Source organism: Bacillus sp. EB106-02-03-XG38 (genome assembly GCF_058792175.1).
In genome coordinates, this window is the sequence record NZ_JBYTED010000002.1 from 796,282 (window position 1) to 818,602 (window position 22,321).

Annotated in this window: 14 protein-coding genes; 5 read left to right on the forward strand and 9 right to left on the reverse strand. The window is 35.0% G+C overall.

All coding sequences use genetic code 11. From position 1 onward, the window contains the following. Positions 1–69: 69 nt before the first annotated feature. The 4 genes from AC3WTI_RS13500 to AC3WTI_RS13515 all read right to left on the reverse strand — a co-directional run bounded on the left by AC3WTI_RS13500 (position 70) and on the right by AC3WTI_RS13515 (position 9,272). Entirely contained in the window at positions 70–2,655 is a 2,586-nt protein-coding gene (locus tag AC3WTI_RS13500; protein WP_087957518.1) for an S-layer homology domain-containing protein, read from the reverse strand. Between the two features lie 727 nt (positions 2,656–3,382). Then, on the reverse strand, positions 3,383–5,827 hold the full coding sequence (gene sap / locus AC3WTI_RS13505) for an S-layer protein Sap (RefSeq protein WP_097840885.1): 2,445 nt from the start codon (positions 5,825–5,827) through the stop codon (positions 3,383–3,385). A gap of 679 nt (positions 5,828–6,506) precedes the next feature. After that, entirely contained in the window at positions 6,507–7,610 is a 1,104-nt protein-coding gene (gene csaB, locus AC3WTI_RS13510) for a polysaccharide pyruvyl transferase CsaB (RefSeq protein WP_087957516.1), read from the reverse strand. Positions 7,611–7,751: 141 nt separating this feature from the next. Continuing rightward, complete coding sequence (locus AC3WTI_RS13515) at positions 7,752–9,272, reverse strand: putative polysaccharide biosynthesis protein (RefSeq protein WP_087957515.1); 1,521 nt, start codon at positions 9,270–9,272, stop codon at positions 7,752–7,754. Between the two features lie 283 nt (positions 9,273–9,555). Between AC3WTI_RS13515 and secA2 the strand changes: the two genes are divergently transcribed. Together secA2 and AC3WTI_RS13525 are read left to right on the forward strand one after the other, a co-directional pair. Next, entirely contained in the window at positions 9,556–11,922 is a 2,367-nt protein-coding gene (gene secA2 / locus AC3WTI_RS13520) for an accessory Sec system translocase SecA2 (protein WP_087957514.1), read from the forward strand. Positions 11,923–11,936: 14 nt separating this feature from the next. Next, entirely contained in the window at positions 11,937–12,818 is an 882-nt protein-coding gene (locus tag AC3WTI_RS13525; protein WP_087957513.1) for an accessory Sec system S-layer assembly protein, read from the forward strand. 111 nt (positions 12,819–12,929) lie between these two features. Here the strand turns inward: AC3WTI_RS13525 and AC3WTI_RS13530 are convergent, their stop codons facing one another. Together AC3WTI_RS13530 and AC3WTI_RS13535 are read right to left on the reverse strand one after the other, a co-directional pair. Continuing rightward, a complete protein-coding gene (locus tag AC3WTI_RS13530; protein WP_097840884.1) occupies positions 12,930–13,301 on the reverse strand; it encodes a hypothetical protein in 372 nt (123 codons plus the stop codon). A 196-nt stretch (positions 13,302–13,497) separates the two neighbouring features. Further along, complete coding sequence (locus AC3WTI_RS13535; protein ID WP_253621489.1) at positions 13,498–14,976, reverse strand: SulP family inorganic anion transporter; 1,479 nt, start codon at positions 14,974–14,976, stop codon at positions 13,498–13,500. Between the two features lie 186 nt (positions 14,977–15,162). Here AC3WTI_RS13535 and AC3WTI_RS13540 point away from each other — a divergent pair, with 186 nt between their 5' ends. Further along, on the forward strand, positions 15,163–15,627 hold the full coding sequence (locus AC3WTI_RS13540) for a hypothetical protein (RefSeq protein ID WP_000955012.1): 465 nt from the start codon (positions 15,163–15,165) through the stop codon (positions 15,625–15,627). A gap of 150 nt (positions 15,628–15,777) precedes the next feature. Here the strand turns inward: AC3WTI_RS13540 and AC3WTI_RS13545 are convergent, their stop codons facing one another. Beyond that, positions 15,778–15,912: a hypothetical protein gene (locus AC3WTI_RS13545; protein ID WP_001177692.1), complete on the reverse strand. Its 135-nt coding sequence runs from the start codon at positions 15,910–15,912 to the stop codon at positions 15,778–15,780. 189 nt (positions 15,913–16,101) lie between these two features. Here AC3WTI_RS13545 and AC3WTI_RS13550 point away from each other — a divergent pair, with 189 nt between their 5' ends. Beyond that, positions 16,102–16,299, forward strand: coding sequence for a hypothetical protein (locus AC3WTI_RS13550; protein ID WP_087957510.1), 198 nt, complete (start codon positions 16,102–16,104; stop codon positions 16,297–16,299). Positions 16,300–16,875: 576 nt separating this feature from the next. Here AC3WTI_RS13550 and AC3WTI_RS13555 read toward each other — a convergent pair. Both AC3WTI_RS13555 and AC3WTI_RS13560 read right to left on the reverse strand, forming a co-directional pair. Continuing rightward, the gene (locus AC3WTI_RS13555) at positions 16,876–18,432 is read right to left on the reverse strand and encodes a fatty acid--CoA ligase (protein WP_087957509.1); all 1,557 of its coding nucleotides are present in this window, start codon (positions 18,430–18,432) and stop codon (positions 16,876–16,878) included. Between the two features lie 366 nt (positions 18,433–18,798). Next, positions 18,799–20,289, reverse strand: coding sequence for a coproporphyrinogen III oxidase (locus AC3WTI_RS13560; RefSeq protein WP_142286603.1), 1,491 nt, complete (start codon positions 20,287–20,289; stop codon positions 18,799–18,801). 257 nt (positions 20,290–20,546) lie between these two features. Between AC3WTI_RS13560 and AC3WTI_RS13565 the strand changes: the two genes are divergently transcribed. Next, entirely contained in the window at positions 20,547–22,286 is a 1,740-nt protein-coding gene (locus AC3WTI_RS13565) for an S-layer homology domain-containing protein (RefSeq protein WP_142305832.1), read from the forward strand. Positions 22,287–22,321: the final 35 nt, after the last annotated feature.

Sequence of the window (22,321 nt, forward strand, 5' to 3'; positions counted from 1 at the left end):
TCGCTATTTGCAGCAAAAAAATCAGTGGGAATTTATCCCCACTGATTTTTCACTTTATCTATAATCGAATTATAGATTTGGGTTGTTAAGCACGTTCACGTGTACAGCTTGTGAACCGATTTCGCTTGTTAGAACATCTTTCTCACCTAATACTTTGAATACTAATGTACCTTTGTCAGTGTACTTAGTAGTTAAAGTATTGTAGATGTCTGCACTGAAGTTTGGAAGTGCAGAATCACTTGTTTGAGATACTGTTACATGACCAAGCTCTTGATCAAATAAATCGAAGTGAGCATTGCCATTTGTATCAAGGTAAAGTTTACCTTGGTCGTCACCAGATTTCACAACGCGTACTTTATGTTGTGTATCTTTCGTTAAGTTAATACCTTTTACGATATCATCTTGGTTACTCTTCTCAAGTTCTAATACAGTACCGATGTTAATTTTCTTCTCAACGAAGTTTTCTGTTTGAACTGGTTTGAAGTTTACAGATTTAATAGCGATCTTCTCTTGAACGATTTCAACTGTCGCTTTACCAGCAGTTGCACCATTTTTCGTTAAGTGGATATCAACTTTACCTGGTTTTAAACCTTTAACAACAACTTTATTCCCAACAATTTTAGCTTCAGCTACAGCTGGATTTTTAGATTCAACTACATAACCTTCTAAGTTTTCAGGATCAGAGTATACACGATCTGAAGTGTACTTAGATAATTGATATGCAACTGTGTTAGAAACATTTAGGTCAAGTTTTGTATCAGGTGATTGGCCGTATTGACCTACTTTAGATACAAGTTCGAAGTTTTTGAATGCAACGTTACCTTCTGTTACGTTCACATATAATGAACCTAGAGTTTCACCGTTAGCATTTTGGAAGTGAACTGTACCTTCTCCTACTTCGTTACCTGTAACACCAATAGTTTTTGTACCAATTGAACCAGAGTCAGTCGTTACTACTTCTAATCCACCTTCTGCAACTACACCAGTTTTTGGAAGAACTTCTTTAATTGCAGCTACGTTAGCACCAAATGGATCGCCATATTGGTCAGTTGTTACGAATGTAACAGGTAATGTTTTATTTTGAACAACTTGTAATTTATCTGGGTTAGCTTTTACTGATTTTAATGTACGAGAATCAGTCGTTACTTTAAATTTAACATCTTTTGTAACGTCGCCTACTTTAATAGTAAGTGTCGCTTCACCAGCAGCTTCAGCTGTAATGTAGTTATTTACTACAGAGATAATACCGTGGTTTGAAGATTTAATGCTGATTGAGTTTGGATCAACAACTTTATCTTCTCCAGCAATTGTAGCAACTACGTTATGAATTTGTGCTTTTTCACCAACAACTAAGTTTTGGCTGTTTAACTTAAAGTCTTTTCCAGTAAGTTTATTACCGTATACTACACCGTTTTTATCTGCATCTACCGCAAATACAGTGTTTTTAATTGCAGAAGCTGGTGTATCAAGGTTTTTCACTGTAATAATACCAGTGTTAGAAACTGTTAAACCACCACGTTTTGTAACTTGTACTTCTACTTTATAGTCACCGTGTGAAAGGCCAACACCAAGTTTACCTGTAGAAGAAGTAGCGTTTCCACCCTCAAAGATGTTTGCTGGTGAACCGTCTAAGTTATTTGCTACAAATTTGACGTCATGGTTTGCTAAGTTTAAGTACTCAACATCGGCGTTACCTTTTTCATCGTTTAATTTAAAGGCAATTGCTTGACCAGCACGATCATCATCAAATGTAAGTTTTTCAACTGCTAATTTTTTAACTTCGTATACGAATTTCGTTACGAATGATTGATTTTTCACTTTTACAGTAAGGTCTTTATTTGGAGCTACTTTACCACCAAGTGTTACAGTTGCAGAAGTACCGTCAGCACTTGCTTCGATTGCAACAGCTTTGTCTCCTTCAAGAGTTACATCATCAGCAGAAAGTTTGTCTAAGCCAGTACCTGTTAATGTTAATTTCGCTGGTTCAGAAACTTTCACATCAGTTACATATGCTTGTGCATTATCTTTTTTGCCATATTTTTTATCTGTTAATGCGATAAATTGAGCTGCTTCTGCACGAGATACAGATTTATTCGGCTCCCATTTACCACCAGTACCTACAGAAATTCCAAGGTTAATTAGGATGTTTGCTTTTTCTTCACCCCAATGATCTAATAAATCTTCAAATGTCGTAACTAACTCGCCATTAACTTTATCTTTTAAGTTATAAGCACTTACTAACATAGAAGCAAATGAAGCACGGTCAATCTTTCCATCTGGATAGAAGTTTTCTTTTCCATCACCTTTAACGACACCAGCTTTTTCAACTGCTGCAATATATTTTGAAGACCAAAGATTTTTAGCATCTTTGAAAGAAGGTTGAGCATTTTCATCAACTGGTAAATTTAAAATTTTAGTGAAAATAACAGCCGCAGAAGCACGATCGATTGACTCGGTTGGACCATATGTACCGTCTGGCTTACCTGTAATTGCACCTTTTTCTACTAAGTAGTTAATAGAACCTTCTGCCCAATGTCCAGCTGGAACGTCTGGGAATGATTTACCTGCTGCTGCTACTGGAGATACAATTCCTGCTACCATTGCTGCTGTCATTGTACCTGCGATTACTTTTTTGTAAGAGTTAGTCTTTGCCATTTTATAAATTTCCTCCTTCAGGAATATGCTACTAGTTTCATATCATATTAAATTTGAAAACTAGCTAGTTAGAAAAGCCATAAAACAATAAAAACACAAACAAAATTACTATAATGAAAAGTAGTTCACATAATAAAATGATACAAACCGTTAGATGTAAATATAAGGTTTAAATACCATTTTCTGAAACAAGTTCATCATACTATACAAAACCATTCGTTATCAAGAACTTTCTCAAAAGAAGATCCGACACATTCTGATAATTCAGTCTTTTAATCGTACTATTAGGATATCAATAATACTTAAATATAGAAATGAATAAACTGTTTTCCTATAAACCACTCTCACTGCGCTTCGTATATTTTTCATATCGAATACACAATTGGAATTATAGCACATATTTCCACTTCATCATCTAAATATTTTTTTGCAATAAATACAATTTTCAGACTTCTTACGACTAAAAATATTATATTTCGACATTTTTTTCTTCTTTTCGAATGTTTTTTTAACAGAAAAAGGTGTTAATTTACAAATAATTTACATATCAATGAGGTATTCTTCTATTTTTGAAAACGTTTTCGATTTTTTTCTCAATAAAACTACTCCTTTCAACCTCAAATGTATATGAAATAAGAGCAAAATAAAAAGCCTATGATACTCATAGACTTTTGTCTATTTTCTCATAGGCTTTTATTGATCATTTCATGTATCAAATGATTTTAAATTATTTTGTTGCAGGTTTTACTTCTTTAATAGAAACTGCAACTTGTACAGCTTTATCAAATTCTACTTTTTGCTCTTTTCCATCTTTTACAACTGTCATGTTTTTCACATAGATAGATGTTGCACCTTTTGCACCAACTGTACCATTTTCAGCTACAACATTTGTATCAGCAGAAACGAATTCTACATTAGAAACTGTTGCTTTTGCTGTAGTTGCAGGTACACCATCAACAGATAAGATATTTAAAAGTGCAGCTTTTATATCAGCATTTGGAGCTACTTCTTTAAGAGATGTGCTTGTAAATTCTACTGCTAATCCTTTAGCAGTTGGTGCTGTATCAACAACTTTGAATGAATGAGTTGTGATTAATTTACCATCTAGTACAACTGTTACTTTATAAGTTTCACCAGCTTTTGCACCTTGACCAACAGTAATTACACTGTTATTTTGTACAGTAACTTGTGCATCAGTTGCGGCTACTTCTTTACCTTCTTTGTTTGTTGTTGTTACTTTTAGTTCAGCTGCTTCTGCACCTTTTAATACTAATCCACTTGCATCTACAGGAAGAACTGAAACAGTCATTGCATTCTTTTGATTTTCTTCAGTAACGTATTTATCTAATTCTTTTTCTAAACCACGAACTTCAAATTTAGAGAATACACCTGGAGCTTTTAATTCTAGAGCTAATGTAGCTTTTGCTTCTTTTTCACCAGATTTTGCAGTTAATACAACTGTATAATTACCAGCTTCTTGACCTGCTGCATTCAGAACTAATTCTTTGTTCACATATTTAGCTTCTAATTTTTGATCTTTTAATTCTTTACCATCTTTATCAAGTACTTTCACTGTTACAGGAGCTGTAAACTCTTTACCGTATTGATCTAGTACTGGAGCTTTTACTTTTAAATCTGTTACATCTTTTGTAGAAAGCGCTACGTTAGTTTTTTCTAATTTAATTTCTTTCATTGCTTTTTGAGCAAAAGCTTCAATTTCAACTGTTTTTGAAACAAGTTCTTTACCTTTTGAATCTTTTACAGTTACTTTTACTGGTGCTTTTCCTGCAGATAATACAGTTACTTTACCAGTAGCTTTATCTACTACAGCAACTTCTGTGTTTAATGACTCATATTCAACTTTTCCAGTTGTTACTACATTAAATTGATCTTTCAATTCTACTTGAACGTAAGCATTGTCGCCTTCGTAAACTTTATTGTTTTGTTTGAAATCTTTAGAAGTAAAGTCAGCTTTATTTTGTTCTGCAACTGTCCAGTTAGAGATTGAAGCTACTGCAGCACCTTCAGCAGAAACTTTTACTTCTTTACTTTCAGCTACTACTTTACCGTCTTTTTTGTAAACAGCTTTTACAGTAGTTGAAGTACCTTTTGCTAAAGTGATTTCACCTTTTGCATTAATTTTTTCTGCAGCTGGAGTTACAAACTCAATACCCTCTGGTGAAACAACTTCCGTACCGTTTTCATCTTTAACTGTGAATTGTAATGCAGTTGCCACATCAGCTACAACTGTTTGGTCAGCCATTTCAATTGTTTTTGCTTCTAAAGAACCTACAGTTACTTCTGCTTTACCAACTTTGTTTACATCTACAGTGTAAGTTTGTTTAGCTGCTAAGTTACTATATAATTCAACTGTAGCAGATTTTTTATCTTCTGATAAAGTTACTTCTTTAACTAGTACTTTATCGTTGTTAGCTTTGTTAGTTACTTTGATATCTTCTTTAGTTAATTTTTCAACAGCTTTGTTGAATTTAACTTCTACTTTTTGAGTTGTAACTGCTTTAGCAGATTCAACTGTTACTGCTGCTGTACCGAACTGCTTGTCAGTCTTAGCAATAAATTGAGCAGCTTCTGCTTTAGTTACAGTTTTCTTAGGCTCCCACTTGTCGCCAGTACCAACAGAGATTCCTAATTCAACTAGGATGTTAGCTTTTTCTTTACCCCAGTTTAATGTTTCTAAATCTTTGAATTTAGTTGCTGGAGTACCGTTTACTTTCGTATCTAATTTGTAAGCTTCTACAAGAAGAGATGCCATAGAAACGCGGTCGATTTTTCCGTTTGGCTCAAAGCCGTTGCCTGTACCTTTAATAACGCCAGCTTTTTCTACAGCTGCGATGAATGGAGTATACCATTGGCCTTGAGAATCACCGAATGATGGTTTAGCATCTTTATCGATTGGTAAGTTTAAGATCTGAGCCATCATTGTAGCTGCTTCTGCACGAGTTAATTCTTTTCCAGGCTCGAACATTCCTTTGTCGTTACCTGTAACTGCGCCTTTTTCTACTAAGTAGTTAATAGACTCTTCTGCCCAGAATTTTTCTGGAACGTCTGGGAATGATTTACCTGCTGCTGCTACTGGAGAAACAACACCTGCTACCATTGCCGCTGTCATTGTACCAGCGATTACTTTTTTGTAAGAGTTAGTCTTTGCCATTTTATATATTTCCTCCTTAGGAATGTAATACTAGTTTCATCAGTTTTTAAATAGATATTCTATTTATTTTTGAAACTAGTAGATATAAATGTGGTTAAGGTATCCTTTATACAGAATAATGAGATATTCCGTATTATAGAATCACAAAGAAATCATACACCCTTTTCATCCAATTTAAAACCTTAAATTCGACAAAAAAGTGAATTTTCACAATTCTAAACGATCGTTTTTTCGACTTTCATTTTAAAAGGTACAGATCAAAAAATCAGAATATTTTAAATGAATAGAAAAACGCGCCAGAATTACATTTTTAACAATCTTCTTATAACCATTTACAACTATAACAGAAAAAGGTTTCCAATTACAACATCTAACTATAGAGATATTACGACATTAATCGACAACCTATTTTTCTATAATTCGACATTTTTTCTAAGCATTAAATTTTTCAAAATCACCATACCTATTTTCTTATAATTTACTAAATAAAACGTTTAATCCTAACATTCTCTATATATTAATGTTAGGATTTTTAAACATACATCTTATCTCTTAAACTTCCTTTTTTATGAGCGTAAGTTTAAAATCACTCACATAATTCGACATTTTTCTACAAACATTCCATTTCTTTCGACATTTTCTTTTTTTCAAAAAATAAAAAAGAGGATGTCCTCTTAAATTAAGATCCCATTCCTCTTTTTTTGGACTCTTTTACATTCAAGTCACTTATGATGTATCGAGACGCTGTTGAAATTTGTTCTCGCAACTCTTCTACTCTTTGTTCCAATGTTACTTGTACATATTCTTTTTGTTCTAGTTGTTTCGCGGCCACATTATACAAAGTTTCAGCTGACCAGTCACCATCTACGTTTCCGATAATCGGCTGATTTACTTGTTGTAAAAAAGAATCAATCTTTGGATCATATGAAATACCGACCATAGGAATATTAGCAACCGCAGATAGTATAAGCGCATGAAGTCTCATCCCTATTAGAAGCGAACATTCCGACAAAATTGAAATTTTTTCATGAATATCCAGCTTATACGGAAGCATATGAGCTTCTTCTCCCATTAAGTTAATAATATCGCGTGATGCATTTTGATCAAATGGCCCATGCATTGGTACGAATAAAATATGGTATCCATCACGCTTAAATTTTTTCAGCGTATCTGCTAGCTTCTTCATATAGTCTTCTTTCGCATCCCAATACCTCACACTAACTGCAATTACTTTCCCATGAATTGAATGTTTTTGCAGCCACTCCGACTTCATTCCTTCTGGTTGACATGCCAATACTGGATCTGGAACTAGTTCGATATCTTTCTTAATACCCATGTCTTTTAAATATAAAAATGAATCTTCATCACGAACTGATATATATGCCGCTTTTGATACTTGCCATTTTACTAATAAACGATTTTGTCTTTTCGTAATTGGACCAATTCCTTGCGCATAAATATAATACGGTTTCTTCAAAAAACGAGCGATCCGCATAATACCTGTATAGTACAAAATGCTTTTAATACTCGTTTTATCTTGAAGGAGACTTCCCCCTCCGCTAATTAAACCATCGCTTCTCTTTATTTCCTTATAAATTGCTCTTATATCCCAACGATTTACTGCCTCTACACCGTACATTTTTCTTGTATAGTCAGGGTCATTCGAAAGTACAACAAGCTCCAGAGTAGGATCCTCTGCATGTAGCGCTTTAATAATTGATTGCAAAATTGCTTCGTCCCCAACATTATAAAAACCATAATATCCTGATAAAACTAACCGCACTCTTAATCTCCTCCAACATTTCGCAATCAACTTTTTGTCATTCAACAAATTGCTATCAACTCTTTAATAAGAAAAGTTGGATAACTTCAAATTGATTTCTTTCACAAACATATAAATAACCATACTCATTTATGGGAAAATTCATTTACGTAAAAATGGAATTTGCTTTTTGGATATCCAGTTCAACTTTAATGCGCATATGCCATATATGAACATGGCCACACAAAATGCTGAACCACTATATATTACTGCAATAAGTCTAGAATTTACCACATTTATTACAGTAGATGTGAAATATAATCCTATACCTACTATACTAGATACTCCGATTACAGCAAAAAATCTCCCTATTCGAATCGAATAAGCCAATTCTTTTCGAATGTATATATAATTTAAGATACAAATCATGATATATATGATAAGTGTACTATAAGCCGCACCAGTTATGCCAAATTTACTTACGAGCACTATATTTAATATGATTTTTACAAAACTCGCTCCAACAACTATCCACGCAGCTTGCTTAGAGCGGTTAATTCCTTGCAAAATTCCTATTGATAATACCATAAGTGATGTAAAATACGAACTACCAATTAGAATAGCTAACATGCCGCTCCCTTTCGCATCTGTAAACAATCCAATATTTAACGGAACTGCAAGCGCCATGAGCCAGATTGTTATCGGCGTTGTTAAAACATGAGCAAGTTCATTTGTTCGTTCAATTGTTTGTTTTGCTAACGCTATATCTTTCTTTGTTAATGCAGCAGTTAACAACGGGATTAACGGAAATACCATCGCACTTGCAAACACGACAATTAATTGTGTAAACGCAAAGCCACGACTATATATACCAAATTGTTCTTGGATCGTTGCAGTAGATTCATGCAACATATGTGGAATCGTTACAGAATCAACTAAGTTTAACACCGGCATCGATAATGCTCCAATTGCAATTGGTATCGAAACCTGAAGTATCTTTTTTGCATTATTTTTAAAATCTTGTAATGAATATGTAGTGCTTTTATAACGATATATACTTTTTACATACTTCAATCTCAAATAGATAAGTGATGTAATTACCCCAAGGCAAGAACCAATCATTGCGCCACCTGTTACAACATCACTGTCTTTATTCCAAGATACAAATAAGAATGCAATTGCTAACATAAAGAAAACACGAATAAATTGCTCAATTACTTGTGACACCCCGGTAGGAATCATATCTCCAAAACCTTGGAAATACCCTCGATATACCGCCATATATGGTGCGATTAATAAAGCAAATGAAGTAATAATTAATGGGAGTCTCGTATCTTGTCCGCCAAGCATATTTGCAAACATGCTGGATCCAATCATAATAACTGAAAATCCAAGCACTCCAAATATTACTCCAATAATAGATGCTGACGTAAATAGTTTAGCAATCCCTTCTTTATCATTCTTCTCATGAAGTTCAGCAATTAACTGTGATATAGCTAGCGGTACTCCCGCTACTGATAAAGTTAAAGCAATCATATATACAGGAAAAACAAGGCGAAAGATCCCCAGCACTTCATCTCCTGCTATATTTTGTAATGGGATTTGAAAAAAACTTCCCAACACTTTCGATAGAAACGTTGTAATCGTTAAAATCGCAGCGCCTTTCACAAACTTATTATTCATCTTCTAGCTCTTTTCTTTCAATATATAATTTTCATACATATTACATCATAAAACGAGATAACTATATTCTTTTCTTTTTAGAAAAATTCCACTTTATCTCATTTAGCTATCATACCAAATTTATTATACATTGAATACTCTCTTTCTTTAATGGCTTTCAAATATACTATGTGCAATAACATCTTATTTTTATCCAGTTTTTTCTTCAATTTACTACTTCTACTTATTCCGGATAAACATGTGCTATAATGTAGCTATTGTCAGTAAGAGGAGTGTTTACAACATGCTGAATTCGGTAAAAAAGCTGTTAGGAGATTCTCAAAAGAGAAAACTAAAAAAATATGAACAACTTGTTCAAGAAATTAATAATTTAGAAGGAAAAATATCTGATTTATCTGATGAAGACCTGCGTCATAAAACGAGTACATTTAAAAACATGCTACATGATGGAAAAACAGTGGATGATATAAAAGTAGAAGCGTTCGCTGTTGTACGTGAAGCAGCAAAGCGTGTACTTGGATTACGTCACTATGATGTGCAGTTAATCGGCGGTCTTGTACTATTAGAAGGTAATATTGCCGAGATGCCAACGGGCGAAGGAAAAACATTAGTTTCTTCTCTTCCAACATACGTACGTGCGCTTGAAGGAAAAGGCGTTCACGTGATTACTGTAAACGACTATTTAGCAAAACGAGATAAAGAATTAATTGGCCAAGTTCATGAATTTCTAGGTTTAAAGGTTGGATTGAATATTCCTCAAATCGATCCTTCAGAAAAGAAACTTGCTTACGAAGCTGATATTACATATGGTATTGGAACAGAATTTGGCTTTGACTATTTACGTGATAATATGGCCGCTTCAAAAAATGAGCAGGTGCAACGTCCCTATCATTTTGCTATTATCGATGAGATTGATAGCGTTTTAATTGATGAAGCGAAGACGCCTCTTATTATCGCCGGTAAGAAATCAAGCAGCTCTGATTTACACTATTTATGTGCAAAAGTTATTAAATCATTCCAGGATACCCTTCATTACACGTACGATGCAGAAACGAAATCTGCTAGTTTTACAGAAGACGGTATTACAAAAATTGAAGATTTATTTGATATCGATAACCTATATGATTTAGAGCATCAAACTTTATATCATTATATGATTCAAGCATTACGAGCTCATGTCGCTTTCCAATGTGATGTTGACTATATTGTACATGATGAAAAAATTCTACTTGTAGATATTTTCACAGGCCGCGTTATGGATGGTCGCTCTTTAAGCGATGGTTTACACCAAGCTCTTGAAGCAAAAGAAGGTTTAGAAATCACAGAAGAAAACCAAACACAAGCGTCCATTACAATTCAAAACTTCTTCCGTATGTATCCTGCACTATCTGGTATGACAGGTACAGCAAAAACGGAAGAAAAAGAATTTAACCGTGTATATAACATGGAAGTTATGCCGATTCCGACAAACCGTCCGATCATTCGTGAAGACAAAAATGACGTCGTGTACGTAACAGCCGATGCTAAATATAAAGCTGTACGTGAAGATGTTCTAAAACACAATAAACAAGGACGTCCGATTTTAATTGGGACAATGTCTATTCTGCAATCAGAAACTGTTGCTCGTTACTTAGATGAAGCGCATATTACGTATCAATTATTAAATGCAAAAAGTGCAGAACAAGAGGCGGATTTAATCGCAACAGCTGGACAAAAAGGACAAATAACAATTGCGACGAATATGGCCGGACGAGGTACTGATATTTTACTAGGTGAGGGTGTCCATGAAATTGGTGGCTTACATGTAATTGGGACAGAACGTCATGAATCAAGACGCGTTGACAATCAGTTAAAAGGTCGTGCTGGTCGTCAAGGAGATCCAGGTAGCTCTCAGTTCTTCCTTTCTTTAGAAGATGAAATGCTAAAACGTTTCGCACAAGAAGAAGTCGAGAAATTAACGAAATCACTGAAAACAGATGAAACAGGACTGATTCTTACTTCTAAAGTCCATGATTTCGTGAACCGTACACAATTAATTTGTGAAGGTAGCCATTTCTCAATGCGTGAGTACAACTTAAAGTTAGATGATGTAATAAATGACCAACGTAACGTTATTTATAAATTACGTAATAACTTGTTGCAAGAAAATACAAATATGATTGAAATCATTATTCCAATGATTGATCATGCTGTAGAAGCTATTTCTAAACAACACCTTTTAGAAGGTATGCTTCCGGAAGAATGGGATTTCGCTCGTTTAACAGCAAGTATAAACGAAATTTTACCAGCAGAAAACATACCAGCACTATCAGCGAATAATGTACATTCACCGGAAGATTTACAATCCGTTTTGAAAGATACACTATCTCTTTATAAAGAGCGCGTAAATGAACTAAATAGCAATACTGATTTACAGCAATCGCTACGATATGTTGCCCTTCACTTCCTAGATCAGAACTGGGTAAATCACTTAGATGCAATGACCCACTTAAAAGAAGGCATTGGGCTAAGACAATATCAACAAGAAGACCCTACTCGTCTGTATCAAAAAGAAGGTTTAGATATCTTTTTATACACATATGGTAATTTCGAAAAAGAAATGTGCCGCTATGTTGCAAGACATTTAGGTGTTCCTGAAAACGTACAATAACGAGGTGAAAGATTATGTTATCATTCCTAAAAAGAGCTAAGAAAAGCGGAAAAGATACGACTGTATCTAGTAATCAATTATTCGGACAAGAAGAAACAAATTCTGAAAATAAAACTGTAAAACCAACGCTTTACTTCCATCCAAGCTGGGGTACAGTAGCACAAGAACAAAAATACATTTATCAATTTTTACATAAAGAACTTCCACGTTTACAAGAATATCAAATTTCTTTATCTGGAATTGAAATTGAAAAACGTGATAATGGTTATGACGTAGCTGTCTTTATTCGCAGCACTGTTCCGAAACCAATTTCTTTCGAAGAGGTTACATTAATTCTTCTAAATAAAGAGAAGAAACTATGCGCACGAAAAACATTTAACCTTTCTGCACTTGGCGATATTCCTGCAAATGTAAATATGCCATTCATCTTTACATTTGAGCAAGAAACAATTACGGATGCTGAATTATCGCAAACAGATTGGGAATTAGCATTTGAACTTGAAAGTAAGCATGCATTAGATTTAGACCCATCTTGGGAAGCTCAGTTACCTGAAGCAAGCAAAGAAGCTTTACGTAATTTCGTAGACAATTTAACACCTCCAAATGATGGTGAAATTAACTTCCTAGGTCTACAAGCTGCAAGAAAAGAAAACGGTGATTTACATACAACTCTTCTTATTCGTAACGGTTGCAAAGACACGATTCAACTAGAGCAACTTCCACTTCATATCGAAGATGCTTCAGGTGCAGTTGTTGTGAAAGGTGCTTTCACGTTACCGAACCTTGAAATTAAAGCGAATACTACAAAACCGTGGTCATTTGTCTTCCCTGCTTCATCTATATTAGAAGAAGATATGGACCTATCTTCTTGGAAAGCATTTGTACCACAAGACTAATAAGAGAGGCTGCTCTAGAAGCAGCCTCTCTTATTCTTTTTCATACAAAAAAACCTGTTCAAAAAGATGGTCATCACACCTCCTTGGACAGGCTTATTCTTTATGTAAAATTTACTTCGTTACTAATAAACGTTCAATATGATATTCAGCTTCTAACTTGCACATTTCATCTACGTGCTTCACTTTATTTTTCTTTAATTGCTCTACTTGCTCTTCGCTCGGCTCTTCATTAATAAGCTCGTTAATTTTTTCATTTACTTTCGCTGCTAACGCTTGATGGAAATCTGGATGTTCTTTCAACTCATCATCTACTTTATTGATCCAAGTTGATTTTGTGTATAAATATTGTTTCCACTGTTCAACAAATTGCTGCATATCAAACTTTTCTTCGTTCCATTCAATTTCTTTCATGTACTTCTCAAAAGAAACAACAATTGAGCGTGTAATCCCAATTTTCACTCCGTGTGGTAACTGTTTGTACATCAATTATTCCCTCCAGCTTAAAGCTCTTCCTTCTGAAAAAAAGGAATCTCAAAATTCATATACGTTATTATAATATCACATTCCTAATCTAGAATGTTACTATACTGCTAAGATTAATAAATGTCAATAACACCAAAATATCCCTATATAATGATATTTAATATACAAAAAAATACCCTCATAAGAGGGTATCTCCTTATATAGCTTCAGCTTTTACAAACTGTAATTTATCTTTCTGCTCATTACTCGCCATCGTTACTAACGTATTTTCAATATGAGCAGGCACTTGCTCTAGCGTCACACTCGCACCTACTTTATCCGACTGCTCAACAAAGTTCAGCAAAGCCATTGCGCCCGATACATCCATATAGCGCACATCTTTCATACGTAAAACAACCGGAGAGTTTACGTCTTGTAAAGCATAAAAAACACGATCCACTGTTAAGAAAGAAAGTGGGCCTTTAATTTTATACGTTGCTTCTTTTTCTTTTACAATAGAAGCTTTACGTTCTTTACATTTCACCATGTATATAATGAACGAAAGAATAATACCGAACGCAACAGCGATCATTAAATCAAACTTCACTGTGACAACCATCGTTACGAGCATAACAATGACATCGCCTTTTGGCGCTACATGCATTTTCTTCATGCTTTCCCAATCAAACATGCCAATACCAGTTAAAATTAAAATACCCGATAATACAGCAAGTGGAATGTATTGTACGACCGATCCAAGTCCCATAATGAAAATAAATAATATAACACTATGCATACTTGCTGAAAGCGCCGTTTTACCACCACTTCTTATATTAACGATAGACCGTACAGTTGCTCCTGCCCCTGCTAATCCACCAAACAATCCGCTCACCATGTTACCAATACCTTGTCCGACCAGTTCTTTATTACTTTTATGACGTGTCCCCGTCACATTATCCATTACAACCGATGTTAACAACGAGTCAATCGATCCCAATAAAGCAATACTAAGCGCTGGTAAAATAAGTTCTGCGATGCCTGTTCCACTTAAAGATGGAATATGAAGCGTCGGCATCGCTTCTGGAATCGTTCCAATCTTCTCAATCACCTTATTTAATGACAAGTTTCCGATAACCGGCAACTTCACTGTAAGCCCTTCTAGCGCAGAAGAAAATAAAGGTAGCATAGCTGTCACACCTACTAATGCGACTAAACTAGATGGAATGGCCTTAATCCATTTTCCAGAAACAATCATGACAATAATCGTTAATACGACGAGTAGAAAACTATTTTGCACATGCTTCATTTCACCTAAAATAATAATTAATGCGATACCGTTCATAAATCCTGAAACGACAGAATATGGAATGTATCGAACGTAAGAGCCAAGCTTACATACACCGAATAAAATTTGAAACAGTCCCGCCATCATAAATGCTATAAAACTCGCCTCTAATCCGTGCGTCGCAATAACTCCTGTCGCAATAACAGTAATCGGCCCAGTTGGCCCCGTAACCTGCCCAGGTGTACCACCAAATAACGCCGCAAATAACCCTGCAAAAATCGCACCATACAATCCGACTAGTGCTCCCTCAGACGTTCCCGTTGCTGCAATACCAAATGCAATGGCAAGTGGCAACGCAACAATCGCAACCGTCAAACCAGCTAAACATTCCTTTGCTATTCTTTGAAACATATAATAACCACCTTCACATTAAGTCCACGTTCCATTGTACACCTAAAAGAATATATTCGTTAGTCCACTTTTTACAGTATCGTGACGTAAACGCATTCAATTATAACCCTCTCCTTACCTTTGGAAACCATTATAACTATGCTATAATAGATAAATTAAATCTTTTATTATATATTTGGAGGCACTATGCTAACTTTTGAAGAAAAATTATCGATCATTGAATCTTTCCCTGAATTAGAAAGAAAGAACGTATCATTAAAACGCGTGAACTTTCACTTTGAAGAAAGTCGTTTAGATAAAAAGAACGTTGTTTATCACTTACATCCAAACGGAAACGGATTTGTATATGCAAGTGGTATTAAAGGTTACAAAACGGATGATAAAGGTATGGTAAACATCCGCGAATTTTCAGCAGATGAATTACGTTCAGTAATCGAGCAATCAATTGAATTACTTTCACAAGAAGAAATAGTAGTTCCTGCAGAACCTGCGAAAGAAGAAGAATGGCAGAACGAAGACGGTCATATCCTTACTCTTATCTCAGAGGACGATATGTGGAACGTGTACGCTGGTGTAAACTTAGACGGTACATTCAACTCTTATCCAGAAGCTGCGGAATACCTTGATGAAGAAGGTTTTTCACGTAAATAAAAATAGAAAGTGGGTATCCCAACATGACCATCAAACAATGTTGCGAACCCCATTTCATTCAACGATTTTTATAACAATAAAAAAACCCTCAAGTATATAAATACTTGAGGGTTTTTTAATTAAAAAGTAGAACTGCTGAAAGTTCTTACATTAAGAACAAAGTGGAATTATTCCTAAACCAATTAATAGAGCTGCCGCTGCTGCTGGAATTGGTACAGGAATTTGAATACCTTCTACAAATAAGAAGTATTGACCACTTACTATTTTAAAACAAACTAATTGCATGGCTATTCCTCCCTTCTGTTAGATTAATATATTATATTATTTAATCTTATTATTGATATAATTAAATAGTTTGTTTTTACGAAAAAGTTATTATGTTACAATCTCTTCACCTTTCTTTTTGACTATATAAACTCCTTCCTCACACTATCTCTATTAATTTTCATAAAATGATTTAGAGGAGGATTAAAAATGAATACAACTGCTAGATTAGTAAATTGGAAAGAACATGGAGATATGATTATTCTGGAATGTGAATCAAATGGAAAACGCTTCGAGATATCAACATATAAACAAAGAATATATAATGCCCACCTTTTGTCAGATGACGTGTATGTTCGTTTAGATTCATCTGATAATATAATTGGAATAAACATTCATAAAAAATAAGAAAAGCCCCCTATTTTTTGTAGGCGGGCTTTTCCTTTATTACAAAATAACAAAGTATACTCTCATTTCCTTATGAGGTTTATGTAATTATACATATTCACAAAAAATAAACTAAATGAATATTACATGTAGTAAAATATAACTTGTGGACACGTTCTATAAAGCAGATTCTTTTAAAAGGCGTAACATATCAATCATTTTAGGGGATGTGGCGTTACTCCAATACTAAGTTCAAATCTCTTGTATTTTTTGAACTAACAATTAGTGTATATAGACGATTCTGTTTTATAGTATGTGTTTACACTTATAACAAAGGGGTAATACGGATAGATTCGTATGAAATGAAAATGGTTCAAGTCGGAAAGAGGCACCTTGAGGTGTCTTTTTTTGTACATCCCTTTAGTTCTTTCACATGGTTTCAACTGCACGAATTACTCTTCTTTACAAAGAAACGAGAATTAAGTGAAGACCAATTGATCTTCACTTAATTCTCCACCTCTACAAAAGAACAAAGATATTGCTTCGTCTATTTAAAAACAGGCGAAAATCACATAGGTATAGTGCATCCCACATTTTCTATTTTTTGGCACCTTTTAACGACTCTCTCAGGACAAACTTTTGCAACTTCCCACTCGCATTACGAGGCAGTTCATCCACAAATAAATAATGACGCGGACGTTTATAATCTGCTAATTCATCACTTTCTTTACAATACTTTTCTAAATCAGCTTCTGTAATTGTTTCATCTTTCTTCACAACAACTGCAACAACACGTTCTCCCCATAATTCATCCGGCTCACCAAGCACCGCAACATCTAATATACCAGGATGACTATGAAGGAAATCTTCAATTTCACGTGGATAAATATTAACGCCGCCACTAATCACCATATCATCCACGCGATCTGCGACGAATAAATAACCGTCTTTATCGAAGTAACCTAAATCACCAGAGTGATACCATCCTTTATACATCGATTTTGCATTTGCTTCTTCTCGGTTATGATAACCAGCCATCATAGTTGGGCCGCGTAAAATAATCTCCCCTACTTCATAAGGAGGTAATACATCAGCTGGTTCTGCTGGTGCATCATCATTTGGTTTTACAATGCGGATTTCATGACTAAAGCACGGTGTTCCTGCTGAACCTGCTTTCGTAATTTGATCTTCTTCTACAAGAAACGCAACAACTGGTCCCATTTCTGTCATTCCGTAAATTTGTACAAGATCAATATAAAGACGTTCTTTACATTCCTTCACTAGTGCTGGAGCCATCGCCGCTCCTCCATATATACCAATCTTCATCGAAGTTAAATCGTACTTTGTTAAATCTTTTTGCAATAACATATTCCACATCGTTGGTGCTGCAAAAAACGTCGTAATCTTCTCTTCTTGAATCGTATGTAATACTCTATCTGTATCAAAGTGATGTAAAATAACATTCTTTCCACCAACTTGAATACGCGGAATGATTCCAGCATTTAACTCGCCGCAATGGTATAAAGGTGCCACTACAAGCCCAGCACTATCTCTATTATATTTTAAGAAATACGTACAAATCATACTATGCTCAGCCATTTCACGATGGCGATGTAGTACACCTTTCGGATGACCTGTCGTACCGCTCGTATATAGCATAGAACAATAATCCATTTCATCAATTTCGATATCTACTTTGTCAGAAGATGCTGCATTCACTTTTTCATGGTAAGAACTAGCATAGGAAGGTGTGTCGTCTTCTACATACCAAAAAGACGAATTTGGAAAATCTCGTTCAATGATAGCAACAGTTGATTCAACCGCTTTTTCAAAGACTACTACTTTCGAGGCTGCGTCCTGGAGAATATAAGATAATTCTTTTGCTTTTAAACGGAAGTTAATCGGGTTAAAGATTGCCCCAATTTTCGCACAGGCTAAGTAAACGTTTACAAATTCACGGCAATTATATAAGTAAACAGATACAGTATCTCCCTTTCTTACCCCTTCTTTCAATAGCGCTTGCGCCGTTTTATTTATTTGCTCATCCCACTGTTTATATGTCCAGCGAATATTTTTTTCCGGCTCTACTAGCGCCTCTTTATTCGGATACTTACCAACCGCTAAATCGAATATTCTCCCTATCGTCATGTACATGCCAACAATTTCCCCCTTTTCTCTTTCATAAATCTATCATTTCGTCTATAAGTAGACATTGTCCTCTAATGATTTGACTAATTTTTCTGATTATTATCGACATAGTTTTACAAAAGGTTCCGCTTGACGGTAAATGAAATTATATTAGCGGTTTTCAAAATATATCGACCGCAACTTGAAATATATCAGCGATTTTTAAAATATATCGACCGCAACTCCATTTATATCAGCGATTTTTCGAATATATCGACTTACCGACAAAAACTGACAAAGCAGAGTGGAACTTTAATCGGCCCACACCGATCGGTTCCTGCAAATAGCAGGATAAAAAAGAGGTTGTTCCAATTTGGAACAACCTCTTTCTTCTTATACAAATAGCTCTTCTAAAATTTTCAGTTTGTCTTCTGTATATTTTACGAAGCCATCGTTATATGATTTTGGATCTTTCGGATTTGCAAAGTGCGTAATTGCACCTGTCTTCGGATGAACAAATTTACTTGATGCACCACAGCCAAGTCCGATAATTGATTGAACTTCTTCCATAATAACAATGTTGTAAATACTTTCTTGCGTCGGCATTGCATAACCAACGTTCTCTAAGTTACCTAAAATATTCTTTTGACGGTATAGGTAATATGGTACGTAATTATGCTTTTGCGTCCACTCTTCTGCTTCGTGCATCATCGCTGTAATTTCTTCGCGACCTGCTACTTTATATTTACGTTTGTTTTGCGTCATTTCAGAAGCACGTTTGAATGATAACGTATGAACTGTTAACGATTCTGGCATTAACTTTTCTGTTTCATCTAACGTATGCTTGAATATATCTAGTCCTTCACCAGGAAGACCAATAATTAAGTCCATATTAATATTGTTCATTCCCATTTCACGAGCTAAATGATACTTCTCAATTGTTTCTTCTACAGTATGGTGACGTCCAATTGCTTTTAATGTTTCTTGATGGTATGACTGCGGATTAATACTAATGCGGTCAATGTTCCATTTATTTAACACTTCTAGCTTCGCTGGCGTAATTGTATCTGGGCGACCCGCCTCAACTGTTACTTCACGCACATTTTTCACATCTGGGAACGCTTCATACATTTCTTCATACAGCATATCCATCTCTTCTGCTGTAATACTTGTCGGTGTACCGCCGCCATAATAAATCGTCGTAACTGTTACACCTTTTTCTTTTAAAAACTTACCAATTTCACGAACTTCATAATGTAAACCACCTAAGAATGAATCAACAGAGCCTTGGCGTCCATTAATTGCATACGCCGGGAATGTACAATATGCACATTTTGTTGGGCAGAATGGAATACCGATATAAATACTTACTTCCTCTTTCAAACGGTATAAATCTGGAACTACTGCTAATTGGCAATCCACAATACGCTGAAGAAGTTCAATTTTCTCTTCATGAATTAAATAGCTTTCACGAAGTTCTTGGTGTGCTTCTTCTTTTGACATACCATTTTGAAGCATTTTATGAAGAAGTTTTGTCGGACGAACTCCTGTTAAAATGCCCCAGCTTTGTTCAATACCAGTTAACTGCTGAAGAACAGAAAGATATACATAAGAAACAACGTGTTTCACTTGCTTCATTCGCTCTTTTTCATCTGTGAAAGCAGATAAATCTTTTGCGAATGTTTCTTCATACACATTTCCAGTCGCAACATCTGTTAAACGAGCAAATGCTTTCACATTCTCTTCAATGTGTATATCAGCGATTAAATTTGCTTCCTCTTGTTCAAATCCAATCGTACTATCTTCAAAAAATAAGCCGCCAATATTTTGTAGCGGACGTAAAAAACGATCATCTTGTAACGTTTTAATTGAAATTAACAACATTATCACCTTTTCATTTGCAAACTCTCTTTAGTTTACTTGAAGGGCGTTGGCAGGTCAATACAGAAGGTTTTACCTTATTTTGATATCCTATTTAAAACAGACTGAATATTGATTTTTAACGAACTTTTCTTAGTTGTATAGACATTGTAATATACTCTTGTTACAATTTAGAACGTATTAGTACTTGCTACTAATTTAAATACATATAAAGGAGGACTCTTAACACGCAATAAAGACTATCACGTGTTAAAACAACTATGAAAAAAAGGTTTTACAACATTTTAGTACTATCCTTAGCATTACAAACATTTATAGCACCTACTCATTCATTCGCAGAGAATATAGAGAGAACTGCGGAATTGTCTATTGATGAACAAGCTTTAAAAAGCATTGAAGAGCATGCAAAACAGCATAGACATGACGAAGAAAATGACCTTGAAATCTCTGGTGAATATCTTCTCCACTTATCAACAAAACTTCCACTATACGATTCAAACGACTTAAAAACCAAAACAAATATTGAAATTGCTGAACCGGTAGTAAAAGCAACAAAGAAAAAAGGGAATGCATATTATATACAAACTACATTTGGTTCTGGCTGGGTTAATAAGGAAAGTAATAGTTTAGAAGTACAAGAGATTCATAAACTTTCGAATCAAAAACTAATTGTAACAGAAGAAGCATCAGTATATTTGTCCCCTTTCCAATCATTTAAAGAAGAAAAGACGTTACAGCCACAAACAGTAACTCCTACTGAACAAGCTGGAAATTGGTTTAACATTCAAATGAACGGAGCTGAAAAATGGATTTATGCTCCTTCAGCGACATTTGAAGGTACGAAAGCATTATTATTTGAAAAAACAGGTGCTGTCGAAAAGAGAAGCGCAACTTTCTTCAAAACACCATCTAATTTGCCTACAAATAACGTTTACGGTGTTACATTTAAAGAAATGATTGTTCCAAAAGGGAATGAAAATATTCGCCCTGGCTACGCAATGGAACCAAAATACATTACAATTCATGAAACTGCTAATACAAGTAAAGGTGCTAACGCTTTAAATCATGCGAAGTACTTAGATAGCCAAGCCCGTGGAAATACGGATCGTTCAGCATCTTGGCATTTTACAGTAGATGACAAAGAAATTTATCAACACCTTCCATTAAATGAAGTTGGTTGGCATGCTGGAAATAAGACTGGAAACTATGAATCTATCGGAATTGAAATTGCTGTGAATAGTGATGGAAATTATGCGAAAGCGGTAGAAAATGCGCGCAAGTTAGCTGCTTATTTAATGAACGAATTAAACATATCTCTAGATCACGTTCAAAAGCATCAATTTTGGAGCGGAAAAAACTGCCCTGCATTTATGATTCAGCGCGGACAATGGGATGCTTTCTTAAAAGGCACGAACGCTTACTATAATGAAAATCGTAATGATGTTATTCCGCCGCCAGAAGTCCCTCATGAAAAAGACGACATTACAGGCGGGTGGTATGAGCAAGATATTCGTCAGTTAGCAGCTAGGAAAATCATGTTCGGTGACGGAAATGGTTCTTACTGGCCAAACCGCCTCGTAACAAGAGCTGAGTTTGCAAATTTAATGTCGCGAGCTTTAAATTTACCTGCTGGAAACGCTAAATTTACAGACTTAAACGAAGCACATCCATCTTTAGTAGACGGAATTAATCGTGCAGCTAGCGCAGGTATCATTAATGGTCGTGGCAATAATAAATTTGATCCAACCGCTACAATAACACGTGATGAAGCTGTTATTATGATTAACCGTGCACTAGAATATAAGTGGATTTATAGAAAAGAAGTGAAATTACCATTCACTGACCAAAACTTAGCATACGATAAAAAAGCATTACAAAACGTTTATGCATACGGAATTGTAAAAGGTAACGAACGAAATGAATTCTTACCAAAAGGCACGGCAACACGTGCTGAATCAGCTGCATTTTTAAATCGCATGCTTAAAGTTATTGAAGCTTAAACAAAGAAAAACGTAGCCAAAAAGCTACGTTTTTT

Bases quoted from the DNA above. Each gene is read 5' to 3' on its own strand.
- AC3WTI_RS13500 (WP_087957518.1), bottom strand. From the start codon at position 2,655: ATGGCAAAGACTAACTCTTACAAAAAAGTAATCGCAGGTACAATGACA.
- sap (WP_097840885.1), bottom strand. From the start codon at position 5,827: ATGGCAAAGACTAACTCTTACAAAAAAGTAATCGCTGGTACAATGACA.
- AC3WTI_RS13515 (WP_087957515.1), bottom strand. From the start codon at position 9,272: ATGAATAATAAGTTTGTGAAAGGCGCTGCGATTTTAACGATTACAACG.
- secA2 (WP_087957514.1), top strand. From the start codon at position 9,556: ATGCTGAATTCGGTAAAAAAGCTGTTAGGAGATTCTCAAAAGAGAAAA.
- AC3WTI_RS13525 (WP_087957513.1), top strand. From the start codon at position 11,937: ATGTTATCATTCCTAAAAAGAGCTAAGAAAAGCGGAAAAGATACGACT.
- AC3WTI_RS13530 (WP_097840884.1), bottom strand. From the start codon at position 13,301: ATGTACAAACAGTTACCACACGGAGTGAAAATTGGGATTACACGCTCA.
- AC3WTI_RS13535 (WP_253621489.1), bottom strand. From the start codon at position 14,976: ATGTTTCAAAGAATAGCAAAGGAATGTTTAGCTGGTTTGACGGTTGCG.
- AC3WTI_RS13540 (WP_000955012.1), top strand. From the start codon at position 15,163: ATGCTAACTTTTGAAGAAAAATTATCGATCATTGAATCTTTCCCTGAA.
- AC3WTI_RS13545 (WP_001177692.1), bottom strand. From the start codon at position 15,912: ATGCAATTAGTTTGTTTTAAAATAGTAAGTGGTCAATACTTCTTATTT.
- AC3WTI_RS13550 (WP_087957510.1), top strand. From the start codon at position 16,102: ATGAATACAACTGCTAGATTAGTAAATTGGAAAGAACATGGAGATATG.
- AC3WTI_RS13555 (WP_087957509.1), bottom strand. From the start codon at position 18,432: ATGTACATGACGATAGGGAGAATATTCGATTTAGCGGTTGGTAAGTAT.
- AC3WTI_RS13560 (WP_142286603.1), bottom strand. From the start codon at position 20,289: ATGTTGTTAATTTCAATTAAAACGTTACAAGATGATCGTTTTTTACGT.
- AC3WTI_RS13565 (WP_142305832.1), top strand. From the start codon at position 20,547: ATGAAAAAAAGGTTTTACAACATTTTAGTACTATCCTTAGCATTACAA.